Genomic DNA, 21,660 nt, shown 5'->3' with positions numbered 1-21,660 from the left:
AGCAGTCTGTGCGCTCGGACGCCTTCTGCCACCCGAGAGGGAATGGACCCTAACCGAAGATCGCGTTGGCCACGGCAAAGATGGACAGCCCGGCCAGCGAACCGACCACCGTGCCGTTGATCCGGATGAACTGCAGGTCCTTGCCGACCTGCAGTTCGATCTTGCGCGAGGTCTCCTCGGCATCCCAGCGGCCCACCGTCTCCGAGATGACCCCGGCGATCTCGCTGCGGTAGGTCCGAACGGCGTAGGACGCTCCGTCCGCGATCCACCGGTTCACCTTGCCGGCGAGCCCGGCGTCGTTCGTCAGGCGTGACCCGAAATCACGCACAGCCGCCTTGAAGTTGGACGTCAGCTCGCTGTCCGGGTCGTTGACCGCTTCCAGGAGGGCGTTCTTGATCGTCGCCCAGGTGCGGGCGGTCAGGTCGCGGACGCGGGGATCGTCGAGCAGTTGGCCCTTGATCTCCTCCGCCTTGGCAATGGTCTCGGGCTTGTGCTGGAGGTCCTGTGCGAGGTCGCGGAGGTACTTGTCGATGGCGAGCCGTACATCGTGCTGCGGATCGTCCTGCACCGCGCGGATGAACTTCGAGAGTTCTGCGTGCACGCGGTCGCCGACCACGCCGTCGACGAGCCGCGGGACCCACGACGGTGAGCGCTGTGCCACGACCCTGGTGACCACGGCGTAGTTCGCGTCCACCCAGTCGCCCGCGCGGTCCACGAGCAGGTCGACGAGCCGGTGGTGGTGTCCCTCGGCGAAGATCCGCTCCGCTATGCCGCCGATGGGTGGACCCCAGGGCGGTTCGAGGACGTGCTTGCGCACCATCGACTCGATGACGCCCTGGACTGCGTCGTCGTTCAGCACCGTGAACATGCCGCGGATGAGTGCCGCTCCCTCGGCGGCCACGCGGTCCGCGCTCTCCGGCTTCTCCAGCCAGGCGCCGGCCTTCTGGGCGATTCCGACCGAGTCCAGCTTGGCGCGAACGACGTCCTCCGACAGGAAGTTCTCCTCGACGAACTGTCCGAGGGACTCGCCGATCTGGTCCTTCTTGCGCGGAATGATCGCTGTGTGCGGGATCTTGAGCCCCATCGGATGCTTGAACAGGGCGGTCACGGCGAACCAGTCGGCCAGGGCGCCGACCATGCCACCCTCCGCTGCTGCGCGCACGTACTCGAGCCATGGATAGGCGTCCTGGAGTGCGAAGGCCACCACGAAGATGATCGCCATGACCGCCAGCAGTCCGGTGGCCAGCAGCTTCATGCGGCGGAGGGCGGCGGCACGCTCCGCATCGGTGCCTGTCATCTGAGCGTCCACCCTCCCGAGTCTATCGATGGTGGTGCGCGATGCGTCCCGGCGGCGGGCCGATGGTGCGCCGAACACGTGCTCCCGTACGGTGGTACGGACAACCCACCGACGTGAGGAATGCCTGTGCCCCCAGTGATCTTCGCCCACCGTGGCAGCAGCGGAACCTACGCCGAACATACGCGCGCCGCTTATCTCCAGGCGCTCTCCGACGGCGCGGACGGCGTCGAATGCGATGTGCACCTGAGCCGCGACGGACACCTGGTGTGCATCCACGACACGACGCTGGACCGTACGACCAGCGGTTCCGGCCCCGTCGCCGACCTGACGCTCGCCGAGCTGCGAACGCTCGACGTCGCCTCCTGGAAGGGCGCGGGCATTCCGGCGGAATACGGCGGAGGCTCGGAGCAGTTCCTGTCGCTGGCCGACCTCCTGCTGATCCTGCGACGGGCCGGACGTCCCGTGAAGCTGGCGATCGAGCTGAAGCATCCGAGCCCGTTCGGCCTGCGACTGGAGGAGTCCCTGATCGCGTTCCTCATGGACGAGGGGTGGGACCCGGAGTCATCGATGCTCGGGAACATCGAGGTGAGCTTCATGAGCTTCAATCCGGACTCCATGCGCCAACTGGCGGAGTCGGCACCGCACCACATGCTCTGCCAGCTGGTATCCGACGTCAGCCCGAAGGAAGTGCGCGACGCACTGCATTTCGGTCCGATCGCCGAGGGTGCCCTCATCACCCTGATGCGCAGGGCGTTGAAGGAGGGCGAGCAGCTCGTCAACCACCACGAGGTGGGCATGGTGGGACCGGGGGTGCGGTACGCGCGTCATCACCCCGAGCGCGTGCGGAAGTGGGTGCGCGACGGCGTGCGCGTGCGGGCCTGGACCGTCAACACCGTGAAGGATGCCCGGTTCCTTGCGAATCTCGGCGTGCAGGAGATGACGACGGACTATCCCGCGAGGATCCGGATGGCGTTCGAGGGCAACCAGGAGTAACCGTACGACCACTTCGGGCGCGTGTGGTTGAGTTGGAAGATGCAATCACCGATCGAGGACTACGCGCTCGTCTCCGACCTCCACACCGGTGCGCTCATCTCACGCAGCGGCAGCGTCGACTGGCTCTGCTTCCCCCGGTTCGACTCCGAGTCCGTGTTCGCCGCGATGCTTGGCACACCCGAGCACGGACGCTGGCTCGTGGCGCCGTCGTCCCCGGATGCCGAGGTGGTGGAGCGCAGCTACATCGACTCCACCTTCGTTCTCCAGACCCGCTGGAGGACCGCCGGGGGCGAGGTGCTGATCACCGATTTCATGCCGGTGACCGATCGGCGCGCGAACGTGATCCGGCGGGTGCAGGGACTGCGCGGCACCGTCACCGTCCACCAGGAGCTCGAGATCCGCTTCGGGTACGGCGAGATCGTCCCGTGGGTCAGCCAGGGGACGGAGGAGGGCGTGCCGGTGCTCCTCGCCATCGCGGGCCCGGACGCACTGCTGCTGCGCGGACCCCGGCTGAGAGCGACCGACCACCGCCACGAGGGCACGTTCGAGGTGTCCGAAGGCGACGTCGTCGACCTCGAACTCGTCTGGTACCCCTCGCACCGTGACAAGCCCCCGGCACAGGATGTGGACGAAGCCCTGGACAGCACCATCAGCTACTGGCGGGCCTGGGGTGCCAGCTGCCTGGACGACGGCGAGTACGCCGACGCCGTGCAGCGCTCGCTGCTCGTGCTGCGCGCGCTGACCCACGAGGACACCGGCGGCATCGTCGCGGCTCCCACCACCTCCTTGCCCGAGCAGTTCGGCGGTGCCAGGAACTGGGACTACCGGTTCTGCTGGCTTCGCGACGCCGCCCTGACGCTCGAGGCCATGATGACGCACGGCTTCGCGGACGAGGCGTTGGGCTGGCGCAACTGGCTGCTGCGCGCAGTGGCCGGCGATCCCGAGGACCTGCAGATCATGTACGGCGTGGCGGGGGAGCGGCACCTGCCCGAGCGGGAGCTCGACCACCTGCCGGGCTATGCCGATTCCGCTCCCGTACGTATCGGCAACGGCGCTGTGGACCAGTACCAGGCGGACGTCGTCGGGGAGGTGATGGTGGCCCTGGAGAAGCTGCGCGGACACGGCGTCACCGAGGACAGTTTCTCCTGGCCCCTGCAGCGCGCGCTCCTGGGGTTCGCGGAGAAGCACCTCGACGACCGCGACCACGGCATCTGGGAGATGCGCGGCGACCTCCAGTACTTCACGCATTCCCGGGTGATGATGTGGGCGGCTTTCGACTGTGCGGTCCGGGCGGTTCGGGACCACGGGCTGAGTGGGCCGCTGCAGCACTGGACAACTATCCGTGACGGACTGCGCGAGGAGATCCTCGCGCGCGGATTCAATCGCGAGCTCGGTTCGTTCACCCAGGTGTACGGCGGCACGGAGGTCGACGCATCGCTGCTGCAACTGCCGCAGGTGGGTTTTTTGGACTACGACGATCCGATGATGCTCGGCACGGTCGCACGGATCGAGAAGGACCTGCTGGACCCGCACGGGCTGCTGCTCCGCTACCGCACGGCCAAATCCGACGACGGCCTCGAACCGGGAGAGCACCCGTTCCTCGCGTGCTCCTTCTGGCTCGTGGAACAGTACGCGCACGGCGGGAGGCTGGACGAAGCGACGCGGCTCATGGACCAGCTCGTCGGCTACAGCAACGAACTCGGTCTGCTGTCCGAGGAGTACGACGCCGGGAACAAGCGGATGGCGGGGAACTTCCCGCAGGCGTTCTCGCACCTGGGGCTCGTGCGGGCGGCCGATGCCCTGCAGATGGCCCGTGGTGAGGCAGGTTCCTACGAGTCGATCGCCCGGGAGTGATCGCGCCTGTCCTCGGGCGACCGGGATGACCCGTGGTAGGCAGCGAGGGCCGGCCCCTGCCGGGCCGGCCCCTGCCGGGCCGGCCCTCGCCGTCGAACAAACTAGACCGTCAGGCCCTGGGGCTTGAGAACCACCTTGATGGCACCGTCCGTCTTCTTCTGGAAGTTGCGGTAGGCCGCCGGTGCCTCGTCGATCGAGACCTCGTGCGTCATGAGGTCGGTGACGCCCAGCGGGTCCGAGGGATCCTCGACGATCGGCAGGAGCTCGTCCGTCCAGCGGCGGACGTTGCACTGGCCCATCCGGAACTGGATCTGCTTGTCGAACATGGACAGCATCGGCATCGGTGTCGCGGCACCGCCGTAGACGCCACTGAGGGACACGGTGCCGCCGCGGCGCACGGCGTCGATCGCCGAGTGGAGGGCGCTCACGCGGTCGCTCCCGCCGGTCTCCATCACCTTCTGTGCCAGCCTGTCCGGCAGGATGCCGACGGCGTTCTGCGCAAAGGCGCCGACGGGCGATCCGTGCGATTCCATCCCGACGGCGTCGACGACGGCGTCCGGCCCGCGCCCGCTGGTCATGCTCCGCAGTTCCTCGGCGGTGTCCTTCGAGAAGTCGATGGTCTCGATCCCGTGGCGCTTGGCCATGGCCCGGCGTTCGGGCACGGGTTCGACGGCGATCACGCGGTGGCCGAGGTACTTGCCGATGCGCGCGGCGAACTGGCCCACGGGGCCCAGTCCGTACACCGCGAGTACGCCGCCCTGCGGGACGTCCGCGTACTGGACGCCCTGCCACGCCGTGGGCAGGATGTCCGAGAGGTAGAGGTAGCGCTCGTCGGGCAGGTCGTGCCCGACCTTCACTGGTCCGTAGTCGGCGAAGGGCACGCGCAGGTACTCGGCCTGGCCGCCGGGAACCGATCCGTAGAGCTCGGAGAAGCCGAAGAGGGAGGCTCCGGACCCCTTGTCATGCACCTGCGTGGTCTCGCACTGCGACTGCAGGCCCCGCGTGCACATGTAGCAGTAGCCGCAGGAGATGTTGAACGGCACGACGACGCGGTCGCCCACCCTGAGGTTGGTGACAGCCGATCCGACTTCCTCGACGATGCCCATCGGCTCATGACCGAGGATGTCGCCCTTGTGCATGTAAGGGCCGAGCACCTCGTAGAGGTGGAGATCCGACCCGCAGATCGCGGTCGAGGTGATGCGGACGATCGCGTCCGTCGGTTCCTGGATGGTGGGGTCGGGCACGTTCTCCACGCTGACGGTGCGTTTGCCCTGCCATGTCACTGCCTTCATGTGGTGCTCCTCCGGGTAGTAAGTAGGCTTTCCTTTCCTACTATTCACCTCTTCGCCGCGAATGGAAAGCCGACCGGGCCGTCACCTAGCCTTGTCGGGTGGTCCTTCTCCAGTCTCCGGCGGTTCGCGTCGCCCTCTCAGTGGCCATCGCCACCGGTCTGTACGGGTTGTCCTTCGGTGCCCTGTCCGTCGCTGCGGGGCTGGGCCTCGCCCAGACCATGGCGCTCAGCCTCCTGCTGTTCAGCGGCGGCTCCCAGTTCGCGTTCATCGGCGTCGTCGCGGGTGGTGGGAGCGGGATCTCCGCGATGTCGGCGTCCGCCCTGCTGGGCATCCGGAACGGCGTGTACGGCATGCAGGTCAACGTCCTCCTGCGTCCCCCGCGCTGGCAGAAGCTGCCGGCGGCCCATCTGACCATCGACGAGTCGGTGGCGACGGCGACGGGGCAGGCCGACCCGGCCGAGCAGCGCCGCGGGTTCTGGGCCGCGGGCATCGGCGTGTTCGTCCTGTGGAACGTCTTCACGCTCGTCGGCGCCCTCGCCGGCAACGCCATGGGCGACCCGGCGCGCTGGGGACTGGACGGAGCGGCGGTCGCGGCTTTCCTGGGACTGCTCTGGCCCCGTATCCGCGCGAAGGAGCCTGCCGCCATCGCGGTCGTCTGCGCGGTGGTCACGCTCGTCGCGGTGCCGCTCGTGCCGCCGGGCGTGCCCATCCTGATCGCCGCCGTGGTGGCCGCCCTCCTCGGGCTCTCGGGTCTGGGCCCTGCGACGGAAGGACTCGAACCCGACGTCGAGCCCTACCCCTCGGAGTCCGGATCCGCGGGGAAGGGGGCAGCATGACGCTCTGGGGCTGGATCCTGCTCGCGTGCGCGGTGTCGATCGCCACGAAGTTCCTCGGGTTCCTCGTGCCCGCGAAGCTGCTGGACAACCCGAGGATGCTGAGGGTCGCGGGTTCGCTGACGATCGGTTTGCTCGCCGCCCTGACCGCCGTGAACGCGTTCGCGTCCGGTCAGTCGCTCGTGCTCGACGCACGCGTGGCAGCCCTGGGTGCGGCCGCCGTCGCGCTATGGCTCAAGGCTCCGTTCCTCGTGGTGGTCGCGGTCGGGGCGCTCGCGGCCGCGGTGGCGCGGCTGCTCGGGGCAGTGTAGGCCCGTGAGCTCGACCGCGGGCCCAGCTCACGGGCTCGAGCGAGGCATGAACATGATCAGGGCGACGCCGGCGAGGCAGACAGCCGAGCCGAGAAGGTCCCAGCGGTCCGGCCGGAAGCCGTCGACGAGCACGCCCCACGCCAGCGATCCCGCCACGAACACGCCTCCGTAGGCGGCGAGGATCCGCCCGAAGTTCGGGTCCGGTTGCAGAGTCGCCACGAAGCCATAGGCGCCGAGCGCCATGATGCCGAGCCCTGCCCACCACCACGGCCTGCCCTCGCGGACGGCCTGCCAGATGAGCCACGCTCCGCCGATCTCGGCGCCCGCGGCCAGCACGAACAGAAGGGTCATCCGGAGGATCGTCATGGTCCCAGTCTGCCGGAGCTGAGTGGCCTGCACGGTTGCGCCGGCGGTGGGATCGCCCCGCTGGCGCGCTGTGGCGGGGGTTGTCCGCGCACCGCAACGCCACGCCGGCACACCAGGGCCGGCTCGCCGCCCGTGAGCGCGAGCTGCATCGACTAGGAACCGGCGACGACGGCGGCGGTCGCCTCCGCGATGGCCGCCTCTTCGTTCGTGGGCACCACGAGCACGGGGAAGGCCGACGACGGCGTGCTGATGGTCCGCGCCTCCCTGCTGCGCTTGCTGTTCTTCTCCTCGTCGAGCTCGAGGCCGAGGGCGCCGAGCTTCGAGACGACGGCGCTGCGGAAGGCACCCGCGTTCTCCCCGATGCCAGCTGTGAATACGAGTGCCTGCGCGCCGCCGACCGCGACGTGGTACCCGCCCACGTACTTCGCCAGGCGGTACGAGGCCACGTCGATGGCGACCCTCGCGCGATCCTCGCCGGCGTCCGCGGACTCCGACACCGACCGCATGTCATTGGTGCCCGTGAGGCCCTTCAGTCCGCTGTTGCGGTTGAGCAGCGCATCGAGGTCCTGCTCCGAATATCCCTCGCGCAGGAGGAACAGCAGGATGGACGGATCGATGTCGCCCGATCGCGTTCCCATGACGAGGCCTTCGAGCGGAGTGAAGCCCATCGACGTGTCGATGCTCCGGCCGTCGCGAACGGCCGTGACGGAGGCGCCGTTGCCGAGGTGGGCGATCACGCCCGTGAACGTGTCCGTACCCATCAGCTCCGCCGCGCCCTTGGCGACGTAGGCGTGGGAGGTGCCGTGGAAGCCGTAGCGGCGGATACCGAACTTCCGGTAGAGCTCGTCGGGCACCGCGTACCGCCACGCGCGCTCGGGCAGCGTGCGGTGGAACGCGGTGTCGAACACCGCCACCTGTGGCATGCCCGGCCACTTGTCGGTGATGGCCCGGATGCCGGTGACGGCAGCGGGATTGTGCAGCGGGGCCAGCGGGTTGAGCCGTTCGATGGCGCGGGTGATCTCGTTGTCGATCAGCACCGGTTCGCTGAAGCGCTCACCGCCGTGCACCACGCGATGGCCGACGGCGTCGATCTCCCGGCCGTCGAGCGCCCGGGAAACCTCCTGGTCCACCCGGTCCAATGCGGCCGCGTGGTCCGGCACCTCGGCCTCGCCGATGCGCTCCACCAGGCCCTCCGCCAGGACGTCGTCGCCCTCGCGGACCTGGTACTTCAGCGAGGATGAGCCGGAGTTGATGACGAGGATGAGCATGGGGTCCTGTCCTGTAGGGGGCGGCGGAAACGGCTAGGAGGCGGCGGGCTGCTGGGCCTGCACGGCGGTGATGGCAACCGTGTTCACGATGTCCTCCACCGTGCAGCCGCGGGAGAGATCGTTGACCGGCTTGCGGAGCCCCTGGAGCACCGGGCCGACGGCGACCGCGCCGGCCGACTGCTGCACTGCCTTGTAGGTGTTGTTGCCCGTGTTCAGGTCCGGGAAGATGAACACCGTCGCCTGGCCGGCCACGGACGACCCGGGGAGCTTGGATGCCGCGACCGAGGCGTCGACGGCGGCGTCGTACTGGATGGGTCCCTCGACCGCGAGGTCCGGGCGTTGCCGGCGCACGATCTCCGTGGCGCGTCGCACCTCGTCGACAGCCCCGCCGTGTCCCGACTCTCCGGTCGAGTAGGACAGCATGGCGATGCGGGGCTCGACCCCGAACTGGGCCGCCGTCTCCGCCGAGGCGATCGCGATGTCCGCGAGCTGCTCCTCGTTGGGTTCCGGGTTCACCGCGCAGTCGCCGTACACGAGCACGCGGTCCTGCAGGAGCATGAGGAACACCGACGAGACGATCTTCACGCCGTCCTTCGTCTTCACGAACTCGAGCGCGGGCCGGATGGTGTTCGCGGTCGTGTGGGCGGCGCCCGAGACCATGCCGTCGACCCTGCCGAGCTGCACCATCATCGTGCCGAAATATGCTCCTTCGAGCATTCGTTCGCGGGCCTGGTCCAGGGAGACGTTCTTGTGCGCCCGGAGCCGCGCATATTCGGCGGCGAACTCCTCGCGCAGTTCCGAGGCCGCCGGGTCGATCAGGGTGAGCCCGGTGAGATCGATGCCCTGGCCCGCTGCGCGCTCGCGAACACGCGCCTCCGGGCCGAGGACGGTGAGGTCGCAGACGTCACGGCGGCGGAGGATCTCGGCGGCCTTCAGGACGCGCACGTCCTCACCCTCGGGAAGCACGATGTGCCGGCGTTCCGACCGTGCCCGCTGAATCAGCTCGTGGAGGAAGCGCAGCGGGGTGATGGTGACCGGGCGGGGCAGCTCGAGGCGCTCCAGCAGTTCGTTCTCGTCGACCTGCCGGGACCAGGCTCCGAGCGCCGCTGCAGCCTTCCGGCGGAGCCCGCTGGCGATCTCGCCGCGCACCTCGCTCACGCGGCGCGCCGCGGTGTAGGTGTCGTCGTCGAGCGAGAAGACCGGGAACGGTGCCTGCGCGAGGAGGGCGAGGATGTTCGGGTCCGGCGCGAGCCCTCCGGTGAGGATCATGCCGGAGGGGACCGGGAACTCGGGGGAGAACGAGGACGCCAGGGTCGCCACGAGGACGTCCGCGCGATCACCCGGCACGATCACGAGGGCGCCGTCCGTCAGCAGGTGCAGGAAGTTGCCGACGTTCATGGCGGCGACGCGCACGCTGGTGACGTCCCGCTCCAGGTTGGAGTTGCCGGCGATCTGCCGTGCTCCCAGTTCCGTCGACACCTCGGAGACGGTGGGCTGCGAGATCTCGGTCAGTTCCGGGATGACGTAGACGGGGCGGCCGGAGCGGCCCGGGCGGACGTGTTCGCTGATCGCGGTCACGGCGTCGTCCGCCGCCCGGTTGACCATCATCGCCAGGAGGGACACCTTCGCGGCGTCGAGTTCGCGGCGGGCGACGTCGACCGTGTCCGCCGCCTCCTCGACCGACATGTCCTTGGCCCCGACGACGGCGAGGACCATGGCACCGAGGTTGTTGGCGAGACGGGCGTTGAGGTCGAACTCCACAGCGGCGTCGTTGCCGGAGAGGTCCGTTCCCTCGACGATGACGACGTCGCACTCCGCCGCGATCTCGCTGTAGATGGCGACGCAGCGGGCGTCGATTTCGGCGCGGTCGCCCGTCACGAGGAGGGCGCGGGCCTCGGCGCGGGTGAGGCCGCCGCGGGCACGGTTCGCCGGGAGGTCGAACGCACGCTGCATGAGGCGTACCATCGGATCCGCGGCAGGGTCGCTGCCTTCGACGATGGGCCGGAAGAACCCCACGCGGTCGGCGTGCCGGTGCAGCATGTCGGCGAGGCCCAGGGAGATCAGGGACTTGCCGGAGCCGTTGGTCATGGCGCTCACATATATTCCGCGGGTCATGGGGCCAGTCTTGCAGGGTCCTCTGGTGCCCGCCATAACGGGTATCACGTCGTCGGGAACGCCCCTCGGGGTGCCGGCACGGTGCTGGTGGTCGCTCGTTCCGCCCCTTGCGGGCGTTTCTTCCCCGCCGGACTCCGCCCTGTCATCAGCGGAGCGGCGCCCGGGTGTCCGTGTCCGGCCCCCGGTACCCGCCCAGTGCGACGAGCAGCCCGGCGATGACGAGCAGGACGGCGACCGGCCCGTAGGTGCCGAAAGCCTCCTGCAGGGGCGGCAGGTAGTAGGGGTAGAGCGCCGGGACGACGATCGACAGGCTGTAGCCGAGCCCGTAGCCGCTGGACCGGACACCCCCGGAGAACCGTTCCGACAGGTAGGCGCCGACCGGCCCGTAGACCGAGACCGTCACCACCTGCAGGGCGGCGCAGAGAGCGATGACGGCAACGGGGGAGTCGACGGCGAAGATCGTTAGGAAGGCCAGCGGAGCCAGGACGGCGGCCAGCAGTCCGAAGCCGATGAAGAAGCGGCGCCGTCCCACGAGGGTGGACAGGTGTCCGCACAGTGCCATGGCGACGGCCGAGACAGCTGTGGCGCAGAGCAGGGCGAGGGTGACGCCGCGGCCGTCGAAGACCTCGGCCCGCGTGAGTTCGGCCGTGAGGGTGGGAATCGCCATATAGGTCAGGAGCCAGAGACCGGTCATCAGGATGAAGGTCTGCACGAACACGCGGCGGTCGGGTCCCACGAGGACATCCCGCAGGGGCGAGGCCGGTGCGGGGGCCCGGTGGGAGGCGGGAACGTCCGCCACCTGGCGCCGGTAATACCCGAGCATGACAAGAGCCAGGATTCCTCCGACGACGAACGGCACGCGCCAGCCCCAGGCCGCGTAGGACGCCGGATCCAGGACGGCCAGCAGGACCAGGACGAGGGCTGCGATGGTTGCGTTGGCAACCGGCGACATCGCCATGATCAGGCCGCTCGCCAGTCCCCGTCGCCGCGGCGCGGACCACTCCATGGCCAGCGGAACGGCCGAGGTGTACTCGCCTCCCAGGAACACCCCGCCGAGGAACCGCAGGGTGAGGATCAGCGCCACGGTGCCCCAGCCCAGCACCTCGTGACCGGGTACGGCGGCGATCAGCAGGGTCGTTGCGGCGATGCCTGCAAGGGCGACCCTGGTGGTGGCCGTCCTTCCAACGCGATCGGCGACGGGCCCGAAGATCGCCGCTCCGAGGGGGCGTCCGATGAGCGTTGCCGTGAACACGAGCCCGGCGGTCGCGATGACGTTCTCCGCGCCCAGCAGGGTACTCGCAGCCGGCGCGAGGGCGATGACGGGCAGGAAGATGTCGAACTGGTCCACGAAGTTCCCGAGGATCCCACCGCGGACCGCATGACGTGCCCGCCGGTGGTCGGCGGCCTGTACGCCGCTGGTGGATGACATGGAGGAATGGGGCATTGCATTCTCGCTTCCTTCGCCGGCATGATCCGGAGCAGGTTCGGCGGTCGAAGCTGCAGCAGCTTCCTCTCAGCCCTTGCCGGGGCTCCCGCGGGAATAGGTGGCTCCATCCTGCCACGTCTGCAGGCGCACCCCTTGACCCGGTCCATTCCCCCGCGTAACGTACAACCACATGGTTGTAGGACGGGCGAGCGAGGACGAGGTGGACCGCCTTTTCCACGCGCTCGCCGACGCGACACGGCGGGACATCGTGGCGCGCGTCCTGGTCGCCGAGTATTCGGTATCCGGGCTGGCCGGGCAGTACGACATGAGTTTCGCCGCGGTGCAGAAACACGTGGCCGTGCTCGAGCGGGCCTCACTCGTCACGAAGGAGAAGCGCGGACGGGAGCAGATCGTGAGCGGACAGGTCGACGGCGTGCAGCGCGCGCGCCGCCTGCTGGACGACTACGAGAGGATCTGGCGGCAGCGGGTCGATCAGATCGCGGACATCCTCGCCGAGGATGCCGGGGATGAGGACTAGGAAGGCAGCATCATGGCAGTCATCAGCACCCAGAAGGACACCGAAGCGCTCAGCTTCAGGCTCGTCGCCGAATTCGACGCCGGGGTGGAGCGCGTGTGGCGGATCTGGGAGGACCCGCGCCAACTCGAACGGTGGTGGGGCCCGCCGACATGGCCCGCGACGTTCGACGCCTACGAGTTCGAACCCGGTGGCCGCGCGGCCTATTTCATGACCGGGCCCGACGGGGAGAAGGCCCGGGGCTGGTGGCGCATCACCGGCATCGAGGCGCCCCATCGCCTGACGTTCGACGACGGGTTCGCCGACGAGAACGGCGACCCCGTGGCGGAGATGGGCGAGACCCACGCGACGGTGGAGCTGGAGGACCTCGGTGGACGGACGCGCATGACCATGACGACCACGTTCGAATCCCTCGAGCAGCTCAACCAGATGGTCGAGATGGGCATGCAGGAGGGGCTCACGCTCGCCCTCGGGCAGGTGGACGTTCTGCTCGCCGAGGACGCTCCCGTCTGACCCGCCTGCCCCCGCCGGAGGAGGGCTCGACGCCGTCTCTGCCGCAACCGCCTGGCTGACGCGGCTCCACGCGCCGCCCGGGAGGGCCCGACGCACTCGCGCCGCCGTCCGGAGAACCGGGCGGCGGCGCGTGGAGTGGATCGATGTGGCCGCGCGGGCCACGCCGCAGGAGAGCCTGGATCCTAGGCCGTGGCGGTCTTCGGCCGACGGTTCGGCAGGGCGAGCTTGAAGATCTTCGCCCAGGTGGAGCCGACCTGCTTGGGCAGTGGACCCGTGGTGTACGGCAGATTGTACCGCGAGCAGATGTCCCGGACCTTCACTGCGACCTCAGCATACCGGTTGGAGGGCAGGTCGGGGAAGCAGTGGTGCTCGATCTGGTGGGACAGGTTGCCGGTCATGAGGTGCATGAACTTGGAACCGGAGATGTTGGCGGAACCGATCATCTGCCGCACGTACCAGTCGCCGCGGGTCTCGCCGTCGACCTCCTCCTCCGTGAACGTGTCCGTACCGTCCGGGAAGTGGCCGCAGAAGATCACGGCGTGCGCCCAGAAGTTGCGGATGGCGTTGGCGGCGAGGGTGCCGTAGAGGGCCTGCTTGCCGGAACCGGTCAGCATCGCGACGGCGGGAGTGGCCGCGTAGTCCTTCGCGAACTGCTTGAAGGCTTTCTTGCCCAGCGCCTTGAGGTCGCGGTTCATGTCCTCCTTGGACTTGATCCCCTCCTTGTACTCCGGGATCTCGAGGTCGTACAGGGCGATGCCCCACTCGAAGACCGGCGCCAGGATCGCGTTGTACAGCGGGTTGCCGATGTTGAAAGGGCGCCACGGCTGGTCGGGGTCCATGCGGAGCAGGTTGTACCCGATGTCCTTGTCCTTGCCGATGACGTTGGTCCAGCGGTGGTGCAGGTCGTTGTGGGTGTGCTGCCATGAACGCGCGGGCGTCACGAAGTCCCACTCCCAGGTGGTGGAGTGGATGTCCGGATCGCGCATCCAGTCCCACTGGCCGTGCAGCACGTTGTGGCCGATCTCCATGTTCTCGAGGATCTTGGCGATGCTCAGCATCGCGGTACCGGCGAAGAAGGCGGGCTTGTACTTGCTGAACAGGAGCGTGCCGCGGCCCGCGAACTCGAGGCTGCGCTGCACTTTGATGACGCGGCGGATGTAGGCGGCGTCGGTCGCTCCGCGCTTGGCGAGGATCTCGTCACGCACGGCGTCGAGCTCGCGGCCGAGTTCCTCGACCTGCTCGTCCGTCAGGTGCTTCGCTGCATCGGGACGGACCAGTGGGTGCCCGGATGCCGCAAGGGCGCCGGGGCGGGTCAGCGTGGTGGTCATGGGGACTCCTCTGGTGGGGGACTAAAGGTCGAGGTTGACCGGCCCGGCGGCTGCCGAGACGCAGGTCTGAATGAGCTGGCCGGGCTCGTTGTGCAGTTCACCGGTCCGGAGGTCACGGACCTGACCGGACCGCAGCGGGATCAGGCAGCTGTGGCAGATGCCCATGCGGCAGCCGCTCGGCATCAGGATGCCGGCGTCCTCGCCGATGTCGAGCAGGGGGGTGTCGCCGTCCGCCTGGACCTCGCGGTCGGACTGCTCGAACGTGACGAGGCCTCCGTCATGGCCGGCGCCGGCGGTGAGGTCCGTGGTGAACCGCTCGATGGTGAGCGTGCCGCTCGGGGCCGCCTGTGCGGCCGCTCCTGCTGAGACCCCCGGCACGGCGCGGGCGGTCTCGAGGGCGGCCTCACGCTCCCACAGCTCCTCCGCGGCGTTCAGGAACCCTTCGGGCCCACACGCGAAAGCGGCACGGGACCGCCAGTCCGGGCAGAGATCCGCGATGGTCTTCGCCGTGAACTCGAGCCTGCCGCGCGCGCTCGTGAACCAGTGGCGCACGGTGAGGTTGGGGAACTGGTCGGCCAGCTCGTCGAGTTCCTCGCGGAACAGGCTCTTCTCCGGCGTGCTGTTCGAGTTGATGAGCACGACGTCGGCGTCCGGTCGGCGCGGGATGAGCGTGCGGATCATTGACATGACCGGGGTGATGCCGCTGCCTGCCGTGAGCATGAGCAGCGACCTCGGGTGCTCGGGCAGGATGAAGTCGCCCTGGGGTGGCGCGAGAAACAGTATGTCACCCGGCTTCGTATCGCGGACGAGTACATGCGAGACGGAACCGGCGTCCTTCACGGTGATGGCGGGATCGTGCCCCGCCGCGTTGCTCAGTGAATAGGACCGCCACTGGCGCACGCCGTTCAGCTCGACGCCGATGCGCGCCCACTGCCCGGCCTGGTGCGCGTGCCAGCCCTTGCCCGGGCGGAAGTAGATGGTGGCGGAATCCTCGGTCTCGCGCACCACGCGGGTTACGACGCCGCGGAGCTGACGGGAGGAGTGCACCGGGTCGAAGAGTGACAGGAAGTCTTCCGGGGTGAGCGGGGTGATGAGCGCGTTTGCTGCTCGCGCCAGCTGTTTGAACCGGATCATTGGCTTAACGCTATAACCTCTCCCGCTAAATTTCTTCGCTTACGGCATACAGTTGATGGAGCAGGATTATCTTGACGTGATAGACGGAAGAGGAATATGGATCCGGCCCAGGCAGCACTTGCTCCACCCGAACCGCCCTGGCTCGCGCTGCCGCCCGATGTCAGTGACAAGCTGCGTCCCCTGACTCCGGACCTCGTCGAGGCGATCATCCAGACCGTTCCCCAGCTGGTTCCTGCCTACGCCCGGCCGATCGAAGGCGACTTCGGACGGGGACTGCGCCTGGGAGTGGCCGTCGCCCTCGAGCGGTTCCTCGACCTGCCGGGTACGAGGCTGCCCGCCCTGTCCGACCAGAGCCGCCAGCTGGTGGCAGGCCTCGGCCGGGGTGAGTTCCGCCAGGGACGCAGCATGGATTCGCTGCTCGGCGCGTACCGGATGGGCGCACGGGTGACCTTCCGCGAGATGTCCCGGCGGTCGATGGAGATGGGTCTCGGCTCCGCGGTCGTGGTGAACCTCGGCGAATCGATCATGGCGTACATCGACGAGCTCTCCGCGGTCAGCGCCGAGGCGTACGCCTTCGAGCAGTCCGACCACGCCGGGGCGGTCGACCGCCGTCGGGCCGAACTGCTGGAACTTCTGCTGCTCGGGAGAGCGGACGAGACAGCGCTGCGTCAGGCCGCGTCACTCGCGGACTGGGCCGTGCCCGCACAGCTCGCTGTCGTGACCCTGCCGCTGGACCGCGCCCAAGGGCTGCGGCAGCGCCTCGTTCGCGGCGCGATCGTCATCGAGCGCGAGACCGACGTCGTCGCCCTCGTCCCGGATCGCGGGCCGGCCACGCGGACGGAACTCGAACGCGTGCTGGCCGGCAGGAGCGCGGCGATCGGCCCCACGGGCGGATTGAGGCAGGTCGCGCAGTCGCTGCGCCTGGCCGTCCTGGCGGCGTCGATGCTCCCGCCTCGCGAGGGCGACGACGATCCGCCCGTCTGGGCGGACGAACACCTCACGGAAGTGGTGCTGGCCGCCGAGCCCTCGGCCACCGCGGAGCTCGCCCACCGCCGACTGGCCCCCCTCGACGGTCTCGCCGACGGCCAGCGCGAGAAGCTCGAGGAGACGCTGCTCGCCTGGCTGCGGCACTGGGGGCAGCGGGCGCCGATCGCGGAGGAGCTCGGCATCCACGCGCAGACAGTCGGTTACCGCGTCCTGCAGCTGCGCGAACTCTTCGGGGACGAGCTGAAGGATCCGAAGGTGCGCTTCGAGCTCGAGATCGCCCTCCGGAGCCGCAGGGCTTCCGCCTAGGGCGCGCTGTAGGTCGCCGACGTCCAGAGATGGAAGAGGGCGTAGGCGCGATACGGGCGCCAGGACTCGGACAGCGTTCCGGCATCGCGGATGCTCGGATTGCCCATGGCCCGGCGCGCTACGAGGTCGCCCGGAGTGAAGGCGTCCGGATCCCGCAGGACCCGCACCGCGAGATAGTCCGCGGACCACGGGCCGATACCCGGAATGGCGAGCAACGCCCTGCGGAGCGCCACAGGATCGGCCTCGGGATCGAGGACCAGCCCGTCGACGACGGCGCGGGCGACGTTCTGCACGGTCGCGGCGCGCGTCCGGGTGACGCCGACGGCACTGCGCAGTTCCTCCTGCGGAGCGTCGGCGAGCGCCCGGGGCGTGGGGAACACGGTGAGCCCGGAGGCCGACGGCGAGCCGTACGCAGCCGCGAGTCTCCCGCCGAACGTGCTGCCCGCGGCGACGGACACCTGCTGCCCGAGGACGGTCATGATCGCGGCCTCGAAGGGCTCCGGGTAGCCCACCGCGCGGAGCCCCGGTGCTCGCGGACCAGGGGTCCGAGGAGCGGGTCGGCGTCGAAGGCCCGGGCGACGGCCCCGGTATCGGTATCGAGGTCCAGCCACGTGCGGGTGGTGCGCACGAGGTGGGTGAACTCGCCGTCGTCCTCCGTGTCCGCCGTGAGCTGGACGTCGTCGGACCGTATGGAGACCGTGACGCGGCGCGGGCCGCCCGGCGTCGGGAGCAGGCGTGTGTGCACCCGCGTGGCGCGATCCGTGAGCTCACAGCCGGGGATGGCGTGGTTGGCGAGGATCGCGGCCATCGGCCCCGGGTCGAGGGCGCCGTTTGGGCGGAGGACCGCGGACCGGCTCACGGAAGGATGGCGTCCACGTATCCGCCGTCCACACGCACGGCTGCACCGGTGGTGGCCGATGCCAGCGGCGAGGCGAGGTAGGTCACCATGTTGGCGATCTCCGTGGGCTCGATGAGGCGCTCGAGCAGCGACTGGGGGCGGTGGTCCTTCATGAACTGCCGCTGGGCGTCCGCCCACTCGAGGTCCTTGTCGACGAGCTGGTACACGAAGTCCTCCACGCCGCCGGTGTGCGTGGGGCCCGCGATGATCGAGTTGACCGTCACGCCCGTGCCCTTGGCCTCCTTGGCGAACCCCCGCGATACGGCGAGCAGGGCGGTCTTCGAGACGCCGTAGTGGATCATCTCGGTGGGGATGACGACGGCGGAATCGCTCGCGATGTACTGGACGCGGCCCCAGCCGGCACCCACCATTCCGGGCAGGTAGGAACGCGTGAGGCGGACGGCGGTCAGCACGTTGACCTCGAAGTAGCGGCGCCACTCGGCGTCGTCGATCTCCAGGGCCGGCTGCGCGCCGAAGATGCCGAGGTTGTTGATCAGGATGTCGACGGCGGGCAGGACGGCCAGGGCCTTCGCGACGCCGTCGTCCCGGGTGACGTCGGCTGCGACGGCCACGAGGTCGGCGTCGGGCAGGTCCGCACGGATCGCCTCCATCGCCCGGGCGACGCTGCGGTTGCTGCGACCGTTCACGCCGACGCGCGCGCCCGCCGCCGCGAGGCCCGCCGCGATGGCCAGTCCAATGCCCTGCGTCGAACCTGTGACGAGCGCCGTCTTGCCGCTGAGGTCGATTGACAATGCCATGGAAGCTCCTGGGACGTTCGGGAAGGGGGGCAGGTACCAACCCTACGTCGCGTAGCCCACCGCTCCCCGGGGGTGCCGATCCACTGGAGCGGCGCGTCCCGCCACCACGTCGCCCCTTCTACGCCTCCGCGTCACAAAGCGGTAGGGAGGAACGGGGTTGCGCATGCTGGCAAAAAGAGTCGGCCGAACCGGGTATATTGCTCCCGGTATATGGAATACTTCCGCCTCTTCCGAGGTTGAGAGTGGCATCTGGGCGTCATTCCCGCCCATAGAAGGAGATCTACCCCCATGGCAACCGACTACGACGAGCCACGCGTTCGCCCGGAAGACCAGCCGGCCAACGAGTCACTCGAGGCTATCCAGGCACAGCGCAGCGCGACCACGCAGACCGCGCTGATCGATGTCGAGGACGGCGAAACCGCTGAAGGCATCGACCTCCCCGGGGCCGACCTCTCCCACGAGGAACTCCTCATCCAGGTCATCCCCCAGCAGGAGGACGAGTTCACCTGCATGTCCTGTTTCCTGGTGCACCACCGCAGCCAGCTTGCGCGCGAGAAGAACGGCGACAAGTACTGCACGGAGTGCGAGGGCTGACAGCACGTCCGGACGTACCCGAGCCCCTGGTCCGATGGCCGGGGGCTCTCTCCGTTAACCGCGGAAGCCGGGGCTGATTCAGTACCGGCCTGATCGCAGTACGGTGGTGCCATGGAGTCCTCACACGTCATCGTCCTGCCCGGAGGCGGCTACACCATGCTGTCGGACAACGAGGGGGAGGTCGTCGCCGAGCGCTTGCGCTCCTTCGGCCTGTCGGCCGGGGTCTTCTCCTATCCCGTGCAGACGAGGCATCCCGGACCGCTCGACGCCGTACGCGCGGAGATCCGGCGTGCCCGCTCCGCCGGCGTCGAACGTCTCGCGCTGCTCGGGTTCTCCGCCGGCGGGCACCTCGCCGGGCACGCGGCGCTCGCGGCCCGCGAGCACGACGACGAACGCGTGGACGCCGCCGTCCTCTGCTACCCGGTCGTCTCCATGCGGCTGGCGACGCACCGGGGCTCGCAGGACGAGCTGATCGGGTCCGACGCCGATGGCCGGCTCCGTGCGGCGACGTCGCTGGATCGCCTCGTCACCCCTGATGCCCCACCGTTCTTCGTCTGGCACACCGCGGAGGACGAGGCTGTGCCCGTCGAGCACGCGTACCTGCTCGGCCAGGCGCTGGCCGCCCACGCGGTCCCGCATGCCCTGCACGTCTTCGCGGAGGGGGAACACGGCCTCGGGCTGGCGGAGGGCAGCGGCGCAGCCGAGCAGTGGAGCCGCCTGGCGGCCGAGTGGCTCCGGGCCCAGGGCTGGTGACCGGTCCGACCGTGAGCGGAGCGTCCTCTCGGGGCTTGACGCTCGCCGCCCGGACCCACCCGCTGCCACCAGCACGGTGATCGCCCAGGCCCTCGTGGCACTGGGGCCGGTGATCGCCCTGATCGCCCTCGGGTACGGACTCCGCGCGCGGAATCTCCTCGCTCCGGCGTTCTGGCCGCCCGCCGAACGCCTGTGCTACTTCATCCTCCTGCCGGCGCTGTTCATCAGCGGCACGGCGACGGCTGACCTCTCGGGGTTGCCGATCGGTTTGATGGCCCCGATCCTCGCCGGACCGGTCGTCCTGACGGCGGCCGGGCTGGTGGTCGCGCAGCGCTGGCTCGACCTCGACGGGCCGGCCTTCACCTCGGTGATGCAGGGAAGCATCCGCTTCAACAACTACCTCGGACTGTCCATCGCCCTCGCACTGTTCGGAGCCGACGGTGTTGCGCTGGCCGCCATCGCGAACACCATCCTGGTGCCGCTCGTCAATGTCATCTGCACGCTCGCTTTCGCGCGCTACGGCTCGGAGAGATTGAGCGTGGGCGGGACGGTCCGGAGCATCGGGACGAATCCGCTGATCGCGGGCTGCGTCGTCGGCATCCTGCTGAACGTCACGGGTATCGGCCTGCCGCCGGGGGCGGCCGAGCTCGTGCGGACCCTCGGTAGTGCGTCGCTGCCCCTCGGCCTCCTGTGCGTCGGCGCGGCACTGGAGCTGCGCAGCATGGGGCGCAACCTGGGTGCCGTGGGGCTCGCGACCGTGGTCAAGTTCGCGGTGCTGCCCGGGCTCGGCATCGCAGGGTGCCTGGTGTTCGGGCTCACGGGAGAACCGGCCGCGACGGTGATCCTCTTCCTGTCCCTGCCCACGGCGTCCTCGGCCTACGTCATGGCGCGGGCGCTGGGCGGCGACTCGCGCCTGATGGCATCGACGATCACGCTCCAGACGGTGGCCGGGGTGCTCTACCTGCCGCTCGTGTTCCTCGTCATCCCGGTCATCGCCGGCTGATCGCGCCCGTCCCCGCACGCTGCCCGCCGAACTGCTCCTCGAGGTCGTGCAGGTCGAGGTCGCAGCCCTTCTCCGATCCCCTGAAGGTCCTGCGGTACGCGGCCGGACTGACGCCGAGGGCTTTCTGGAAGTGGTGCCGCAGCAGGACGGCCTGGTTGAAACCCGATGCGCGGGCGACGGCGTCGATGGTCAGCCGCGTCTCCTCGAGCAGCGACTGCGCCCGCAGGAGGCGCTGGCCCGTCAGCCATGCGGCCGGCGTCGTGCCCGTCTCCGCACGGAAGCGCCGCGCGAAGGTGCGCTCGCTCATGTGCAGCCGACGGGCGAGCATCGCCACCGAGATGTCCTGGTCGAGGTGGTCGGCCAGCCAGATCAGCAGTTCCTCCATGGAAGCGCCGCACTCCTGCGGGATCGGCCGCTCGATGAACTGGGCCTGGCCGCCGTCGCGGTGGGGCGGGACCACCATGCTTCGCGCTATCGCGGTCGCCGCCTTCGGCCCGAACTCCTGGCGGATCAGGTGCAGGCTCGCATCGATCCCCGCAGCGGTTCCCGCACTGGTGAGCACGTTGCCGTCCTCGACGTACAGCACGTTCTCGTCCACGCGCGTGCCGGGATAGGTGTCCGCGAGCCTGCGGGTGTACCGCCAGTGCGTCGTCGCGCAGCGTCCGTCGAGCAGCCCTGCTTCGGCGAGGGCGAAGGCTCCGGAGCACACGGAGAAGACGCGGGCACCGCGGGCGTCCGCGGCCCGGAGGGCGCCCAGGACCTCGGCGGGCACGGCCGAGCCGGCGGGGAACGGGGTCATCACGACGAGGTCGGCATCCTCCACCCCCTCGAGTCCGGCGTTGACCGCCACGGTGACGCCCGCGTCCGTGCGGAGCGCGCCGGGGTGCGGTGTGCAGATACGGAAGTCGAAGGCGGGGAGCCCGACGCCGAGGCCGGAGCGGTCGAGTCCGAAGACCTCGCAGACCACCCCGAACTCGAAGAGGGACAGACCCGGCAGGACGATCACGGCGACCTTGGTGAGCATGCACTGCAGTATGGCAGTTCTTCAGCGGTATGGGTCGATCCTGCCACTCTTTTTCCGATGGTCGCGGGATCA

The 21,660-nt window shown here is 69.3% G+C and carries 22 protein-coding genes and 1 riboswitch; of the genes, 10 read left to right on the top strand and 12 right to left on the bottom strand.

The features are described 5' to 3' along the window. Positions 1–49: 49 nt before the first annotated feature. A complete protein-coding gene (locus FDK12_RS04175; protein ID WP_189636277.1) occupies positions 50–1,297 on the bottom strand; it encodes a DUF445 domain-containing protein in 1,248 nt (415 codons plus the stop codon). Positions 1,298–1,417: 120 nt separating this feature from the next. On the opposite strand from FDK12_RS04175, the gene FDK12_RS04170 reads away from it, so the two are divergent. Both FDK12_RS04170 and FDK12_RS04165 read left to right on the top strand, forming a co-directional pair. Continuing rightward, positions 1,418–2,290, top strand: coding sequence for a glycerophosphodiester phosphodiesterase (locus FDK12_RS04170; protein WP_137368396.1), 873 nt, complete (start codon positions 1,418–1,420; stop codon positions 2,288–2,290). Between the two features lie 21 nt (positions 2,291–2,311). Beyond that, positions 2,312–4,144 carry a glycoside hydrolase family 15 protein gene (locus FDK12_RS04165; protein ID WP_223263086.1) on the top strand — a complete coding sequence of 611 codons (1,833 nt, stop codon included), beginning with the start codon at positions 2,312–2,314 and terminating at the stop codon, positions 4,142–4,144. Positions 4,145–4,245: 101 nt separating this feature from the next. Here FDK12_RS04165 and FDK12_RS04160 read toward each other — a convergent pair whose 3' ends face one another. Further along, on the bottom strand, positions 4,246–5,436 hold the full coding sequence (locus FDK12_RS04160) for a zinc-dependent alcohol dehydrogenase (RefSeq protein ID WP_104116679.1): 1,191 nt from the start codon (positions 5,434–5,436) through the stop codon (positions 4,246–4,248). 98 nt (positions 5,437–5,534) lie between these two features. On the opposite strand from FDK12_RS04160, the gene FDK12_RS04155 reads away from it, so the two are divergent. Together FDK12_RS04155 and FDK12_RS04150 are read left to right on the top strand one after the other, a co-directional pair. Further along, complete coding sequence (locus FDK12_RS04155; RefSeq protein ID WP_137368394.1) at positions 5,535–6,272, top strand: AzlC family ABC transporter permease; 738 nt, start codon at positions 5,535–5,537, stop codon at positions 6,270–6,272. Next, positions 6,269–6,580: an AzlD domain-containing protein gene (locus FDK12_RS04150; RefSeq protein ID WP_137368393.1), complete on the top strand. Its 312-nt coding sequence runs from the start codon at positions 6,269–6,271 to the stop codon at positions 6,578–6,580. The genes FDK12_RS04155 and FDK12_RS04150 overlap by 4 nt, the downstream gene beginning before the upstream one ends. A gap of 27 nt (positions 6,581–6,607) precedes the next feature. Here the strand turns inward: FDK12_RS04150 and FDK12_RS04145 are convergent, their stop codons facing one another. From FDK12_RS04145 to FDK12_RS04130, 4 genes are all read right to left on the bottom strand, one after another. Continuing rightward, positions 6,608–6,946 carry a YnfA family protein gene (locus tag FDK12_RS04145; RefSeq protein ID WP_137368392.1) on the bottom strand — a complete coding sequence of 113 codons (339 nt, stop codon included), beginning with the start codon at positions 6,944–6,946 and terminating at the stop codon, positions 6,608–6,610. A gap of 152 nt (positions 6,947–7,098) precedes the next feature. Continuing rightward, positions 7,099–8,214, bottom strand: coding sequence for an acetate/propionate family kinase (locus FDK12_RS04140; protein ID WP_137368391.1), 1,116 nt, complete (start codon positions 8,212–8,214; stop codon positions 7,099–7,101). Between the two features lie 33 nt (positions 8,215–8,247). Beyond that, on the bottom strand, positions 8,248–10,329 hold the full coding sequence (gene pta, locus FDK12_RS04135; RefSeq protein WP_137368390.1) for a phosphate acetyltransferase: 2,082 nt from the start codon (positions 10,327–10,329) through the stop codon (positions 8,248–8,250). Positions 10,330–10,474: 145 nt separating this feature from the next. Next, positions 10,475–11,758, bottom strand: coding sequence for an MFS transporter (locus FDK12_RS04130; protein WP_223263085.1), 1,284 nt, complete (start codon positions 11,756–11,758; stop codon positions 10,475–10,477). Between the two features lie 9 nt (positions 11,759–11,767). Then, a riboswitch (TPP riboswitch) is annotated at positions 11,768–11,875 on the bottom strand. Between the two features lie 70 nt (positions 11,876–11,945). Between FDK12_RS04130 and FDK12_RS04125 the strand changes: the two genes are divergently transcribed. Beyond that, positions 11,946–12,293 carry an ArsR/SmtB family transcription factor gene (locus FDK12_RS04125; RefSeq protein WP_137368388.1) on the top strand — a complete coding sequence of 116 codons (348 nt, stop codon included), beginning with the start codon at positions 11,946–11,948 and terminating at the stop codon, positions 12,291–12,293. A 12-nt stretch (positions 12,294–12,305) separates the two neighbouring features. Beyond that, positions 12,306–12,803 (top strand): SRPBCC domain-containing protein, encoded by a 498-nt coding sequence (locus FDK12_RS04120; protein ID WP_137368387.1) that lies wholly within the window; start codon positions 12,306–12,308, stop codon positions 12,801–12,803. Between the two features lie 182 nt (positions 12,804–12,985). Here FDK12_RS04120 and FDK12_RS04115 read toward each other — a convergent pair whose 3' ends face one another. After that, positions 12,986–14,131: a fatty acid desaturase family protein gene (locus FDK12_RS04115; RefSeq protein WP_137368386.1), complete on the bottom strand. Its 1,146-nt coding sequence runs from the start codon at positions 14,129–14,131 to the stop codon at positions 12,986–12,988. A 21-nt stretch (positions 14,132–14,152) separates the two neighbouring features. Next, the gene (locus FDK12_RS04110) at positions 14,153–15,265 is read right to left on the bottom strand and encodes a ferredoxin reductase (RefSeq protein WP_137368385.1); all 1,113 of its coding nucleotides are present in this window, start codon (positions 15,263–15,265) and stop codon (positions 14,153–14,155) included. Positions 15,266–15,361: 96 nt separating this feature from the next. On the opposite strand from FDK12_RS04110, the gene FDK12_RS04105 reads away from it, so the two are divergent. Then, positions 15,362–16,558: a PucR family transcriptional regulator gene (locus FDK12_RS04105; protein ID WP_137368384.1), complete on the top strand. Its 1,197-nt coding sequence runs from the start codon at positions 15,362–15,364 to the stop codon at positions 16,556–16,558. On the opposite strand, the gene FDK12_RS15180 is transcribed toward FDK12_RS04105, so the two are convergent. The 3 genes from FDK12_RS15180 to FDK12_RS04095 are packed head-to-tail and all read right to left on the bottom strand — an operon-like array spanning position 16,555 to position 18,208. Further along, positions 16,555–17,070: a DNA-3-methyladenine glycosylase family protein gene (locus FDK12_RS15180; RefSeq protein ID WP_223263084.1), complete on the bottom strand. Its 516-nt coding sequence runs from the start codon at positions 17,068–17,070 to the stop codon at positions 16,555–16,557. The genes FDK12_RS04105 and FDK12_RS15180 overlap by 4 nt on opposite strands. Further along, positions 17,034–17,417: an AlkA N-terminal domain-containing protein gene (locus FDK12_RS15175; protein ID WP_223263083.1), complete on the bottom strand. Its 384-nt coding sequence runs from the start codon at positions 17,415–17,417 to the stop codon at positions 17,034–17,036. Before FDK12_RS15175 ends, FDK12_RS15180 begins: the two co-directional genes overlap by 37 nt. Continuing rightward, entirely contained in the window at positions 17,414–18,208 is a 795-nt protein-coding gene (locus FDK12_RS04095; RefSeq protein ID WP_137368784.1) for an SDR family NAD(P)-dependent oxidoreductase, read from the bottom strand. The genes FDK12_RS15175 and FDK12_RS04095 overlap by 4 nt, the downstream gene beginning before the upstream one ends. A gap of 294 nt (positions 18,209–18,502) precedes the next feature. Between FDK12_RS04095 and FDK12_RS04090 the strand changes: the two genes are divergently transcribed. From FDK12_RS04090 to FDK12_RS04080, 3 genes are all read left to right on the top strand, one after another. Further along, on the top strand, positions 18,503–18,808 hold the full coding sequence (locus tag FDK12_RS04090) for a DUF4193 domain-containing protein (RefSeq protein WP_104048589.1): 306 nt from the start codon (positions 18,503–18,505) through the stop codon (positions 18,806–18,808). Positions 18,809–18,919: 111 nt separating this feature from the next. Next, positions 18,920–19,561, top strand: a complete 642-nt coding sequence (locus FDK12_RS04085) for an alpha/beta hydrolase (RefSeq protein WP_137368383.1) — start codon at positions 18,920–18,922, stop codon at positions 19,559–19,561. Positions 19,562–19,637: 76 nt separating this feature from the next. Next, positions 19,638–20,564: an AEC family transporter gene (locus tag FDK12_RS04080; protein WP_223263082.1), complete on the top strand. Its 927-nt coding sequence runs from the start codon at positions 19,638–19,640 to the stop codon at positions 20,562–20,564. On the opposite strand, the gene FDK12_RS04075 is transcribed toward FDK12_RS04080, so the two are convergent. After that, a complete protein-coding gene (locus FDK12_RS04075; protein ID WP_137368381.1) occupies positions 20,551–21,588 on the bottom strand; it encodes a helix-turn-helix domain-containing protein in 1,038 nt (345 codons plus the stop codon). The genes FDK12_RS04080 and FDK12_RS04075 overlap by 14 nt on opposite strands. Positions 21,589–21,660 lie beyond the last annotated feature (72 nt).

The sequence above is a fragment of the Arthrobacter sp. NamB2 genome, assembly GCF_005281365.1.
GTDB lineage: Bacteria > Actinomycetota > Actinomycetes > Actinomycetales > Micrococcaceae > Arthrobacter_D.
Note: the sequence above shows the minus strand (reverse complement) of the source record. Positions and strands in the feature narration are given on the sequence as shown.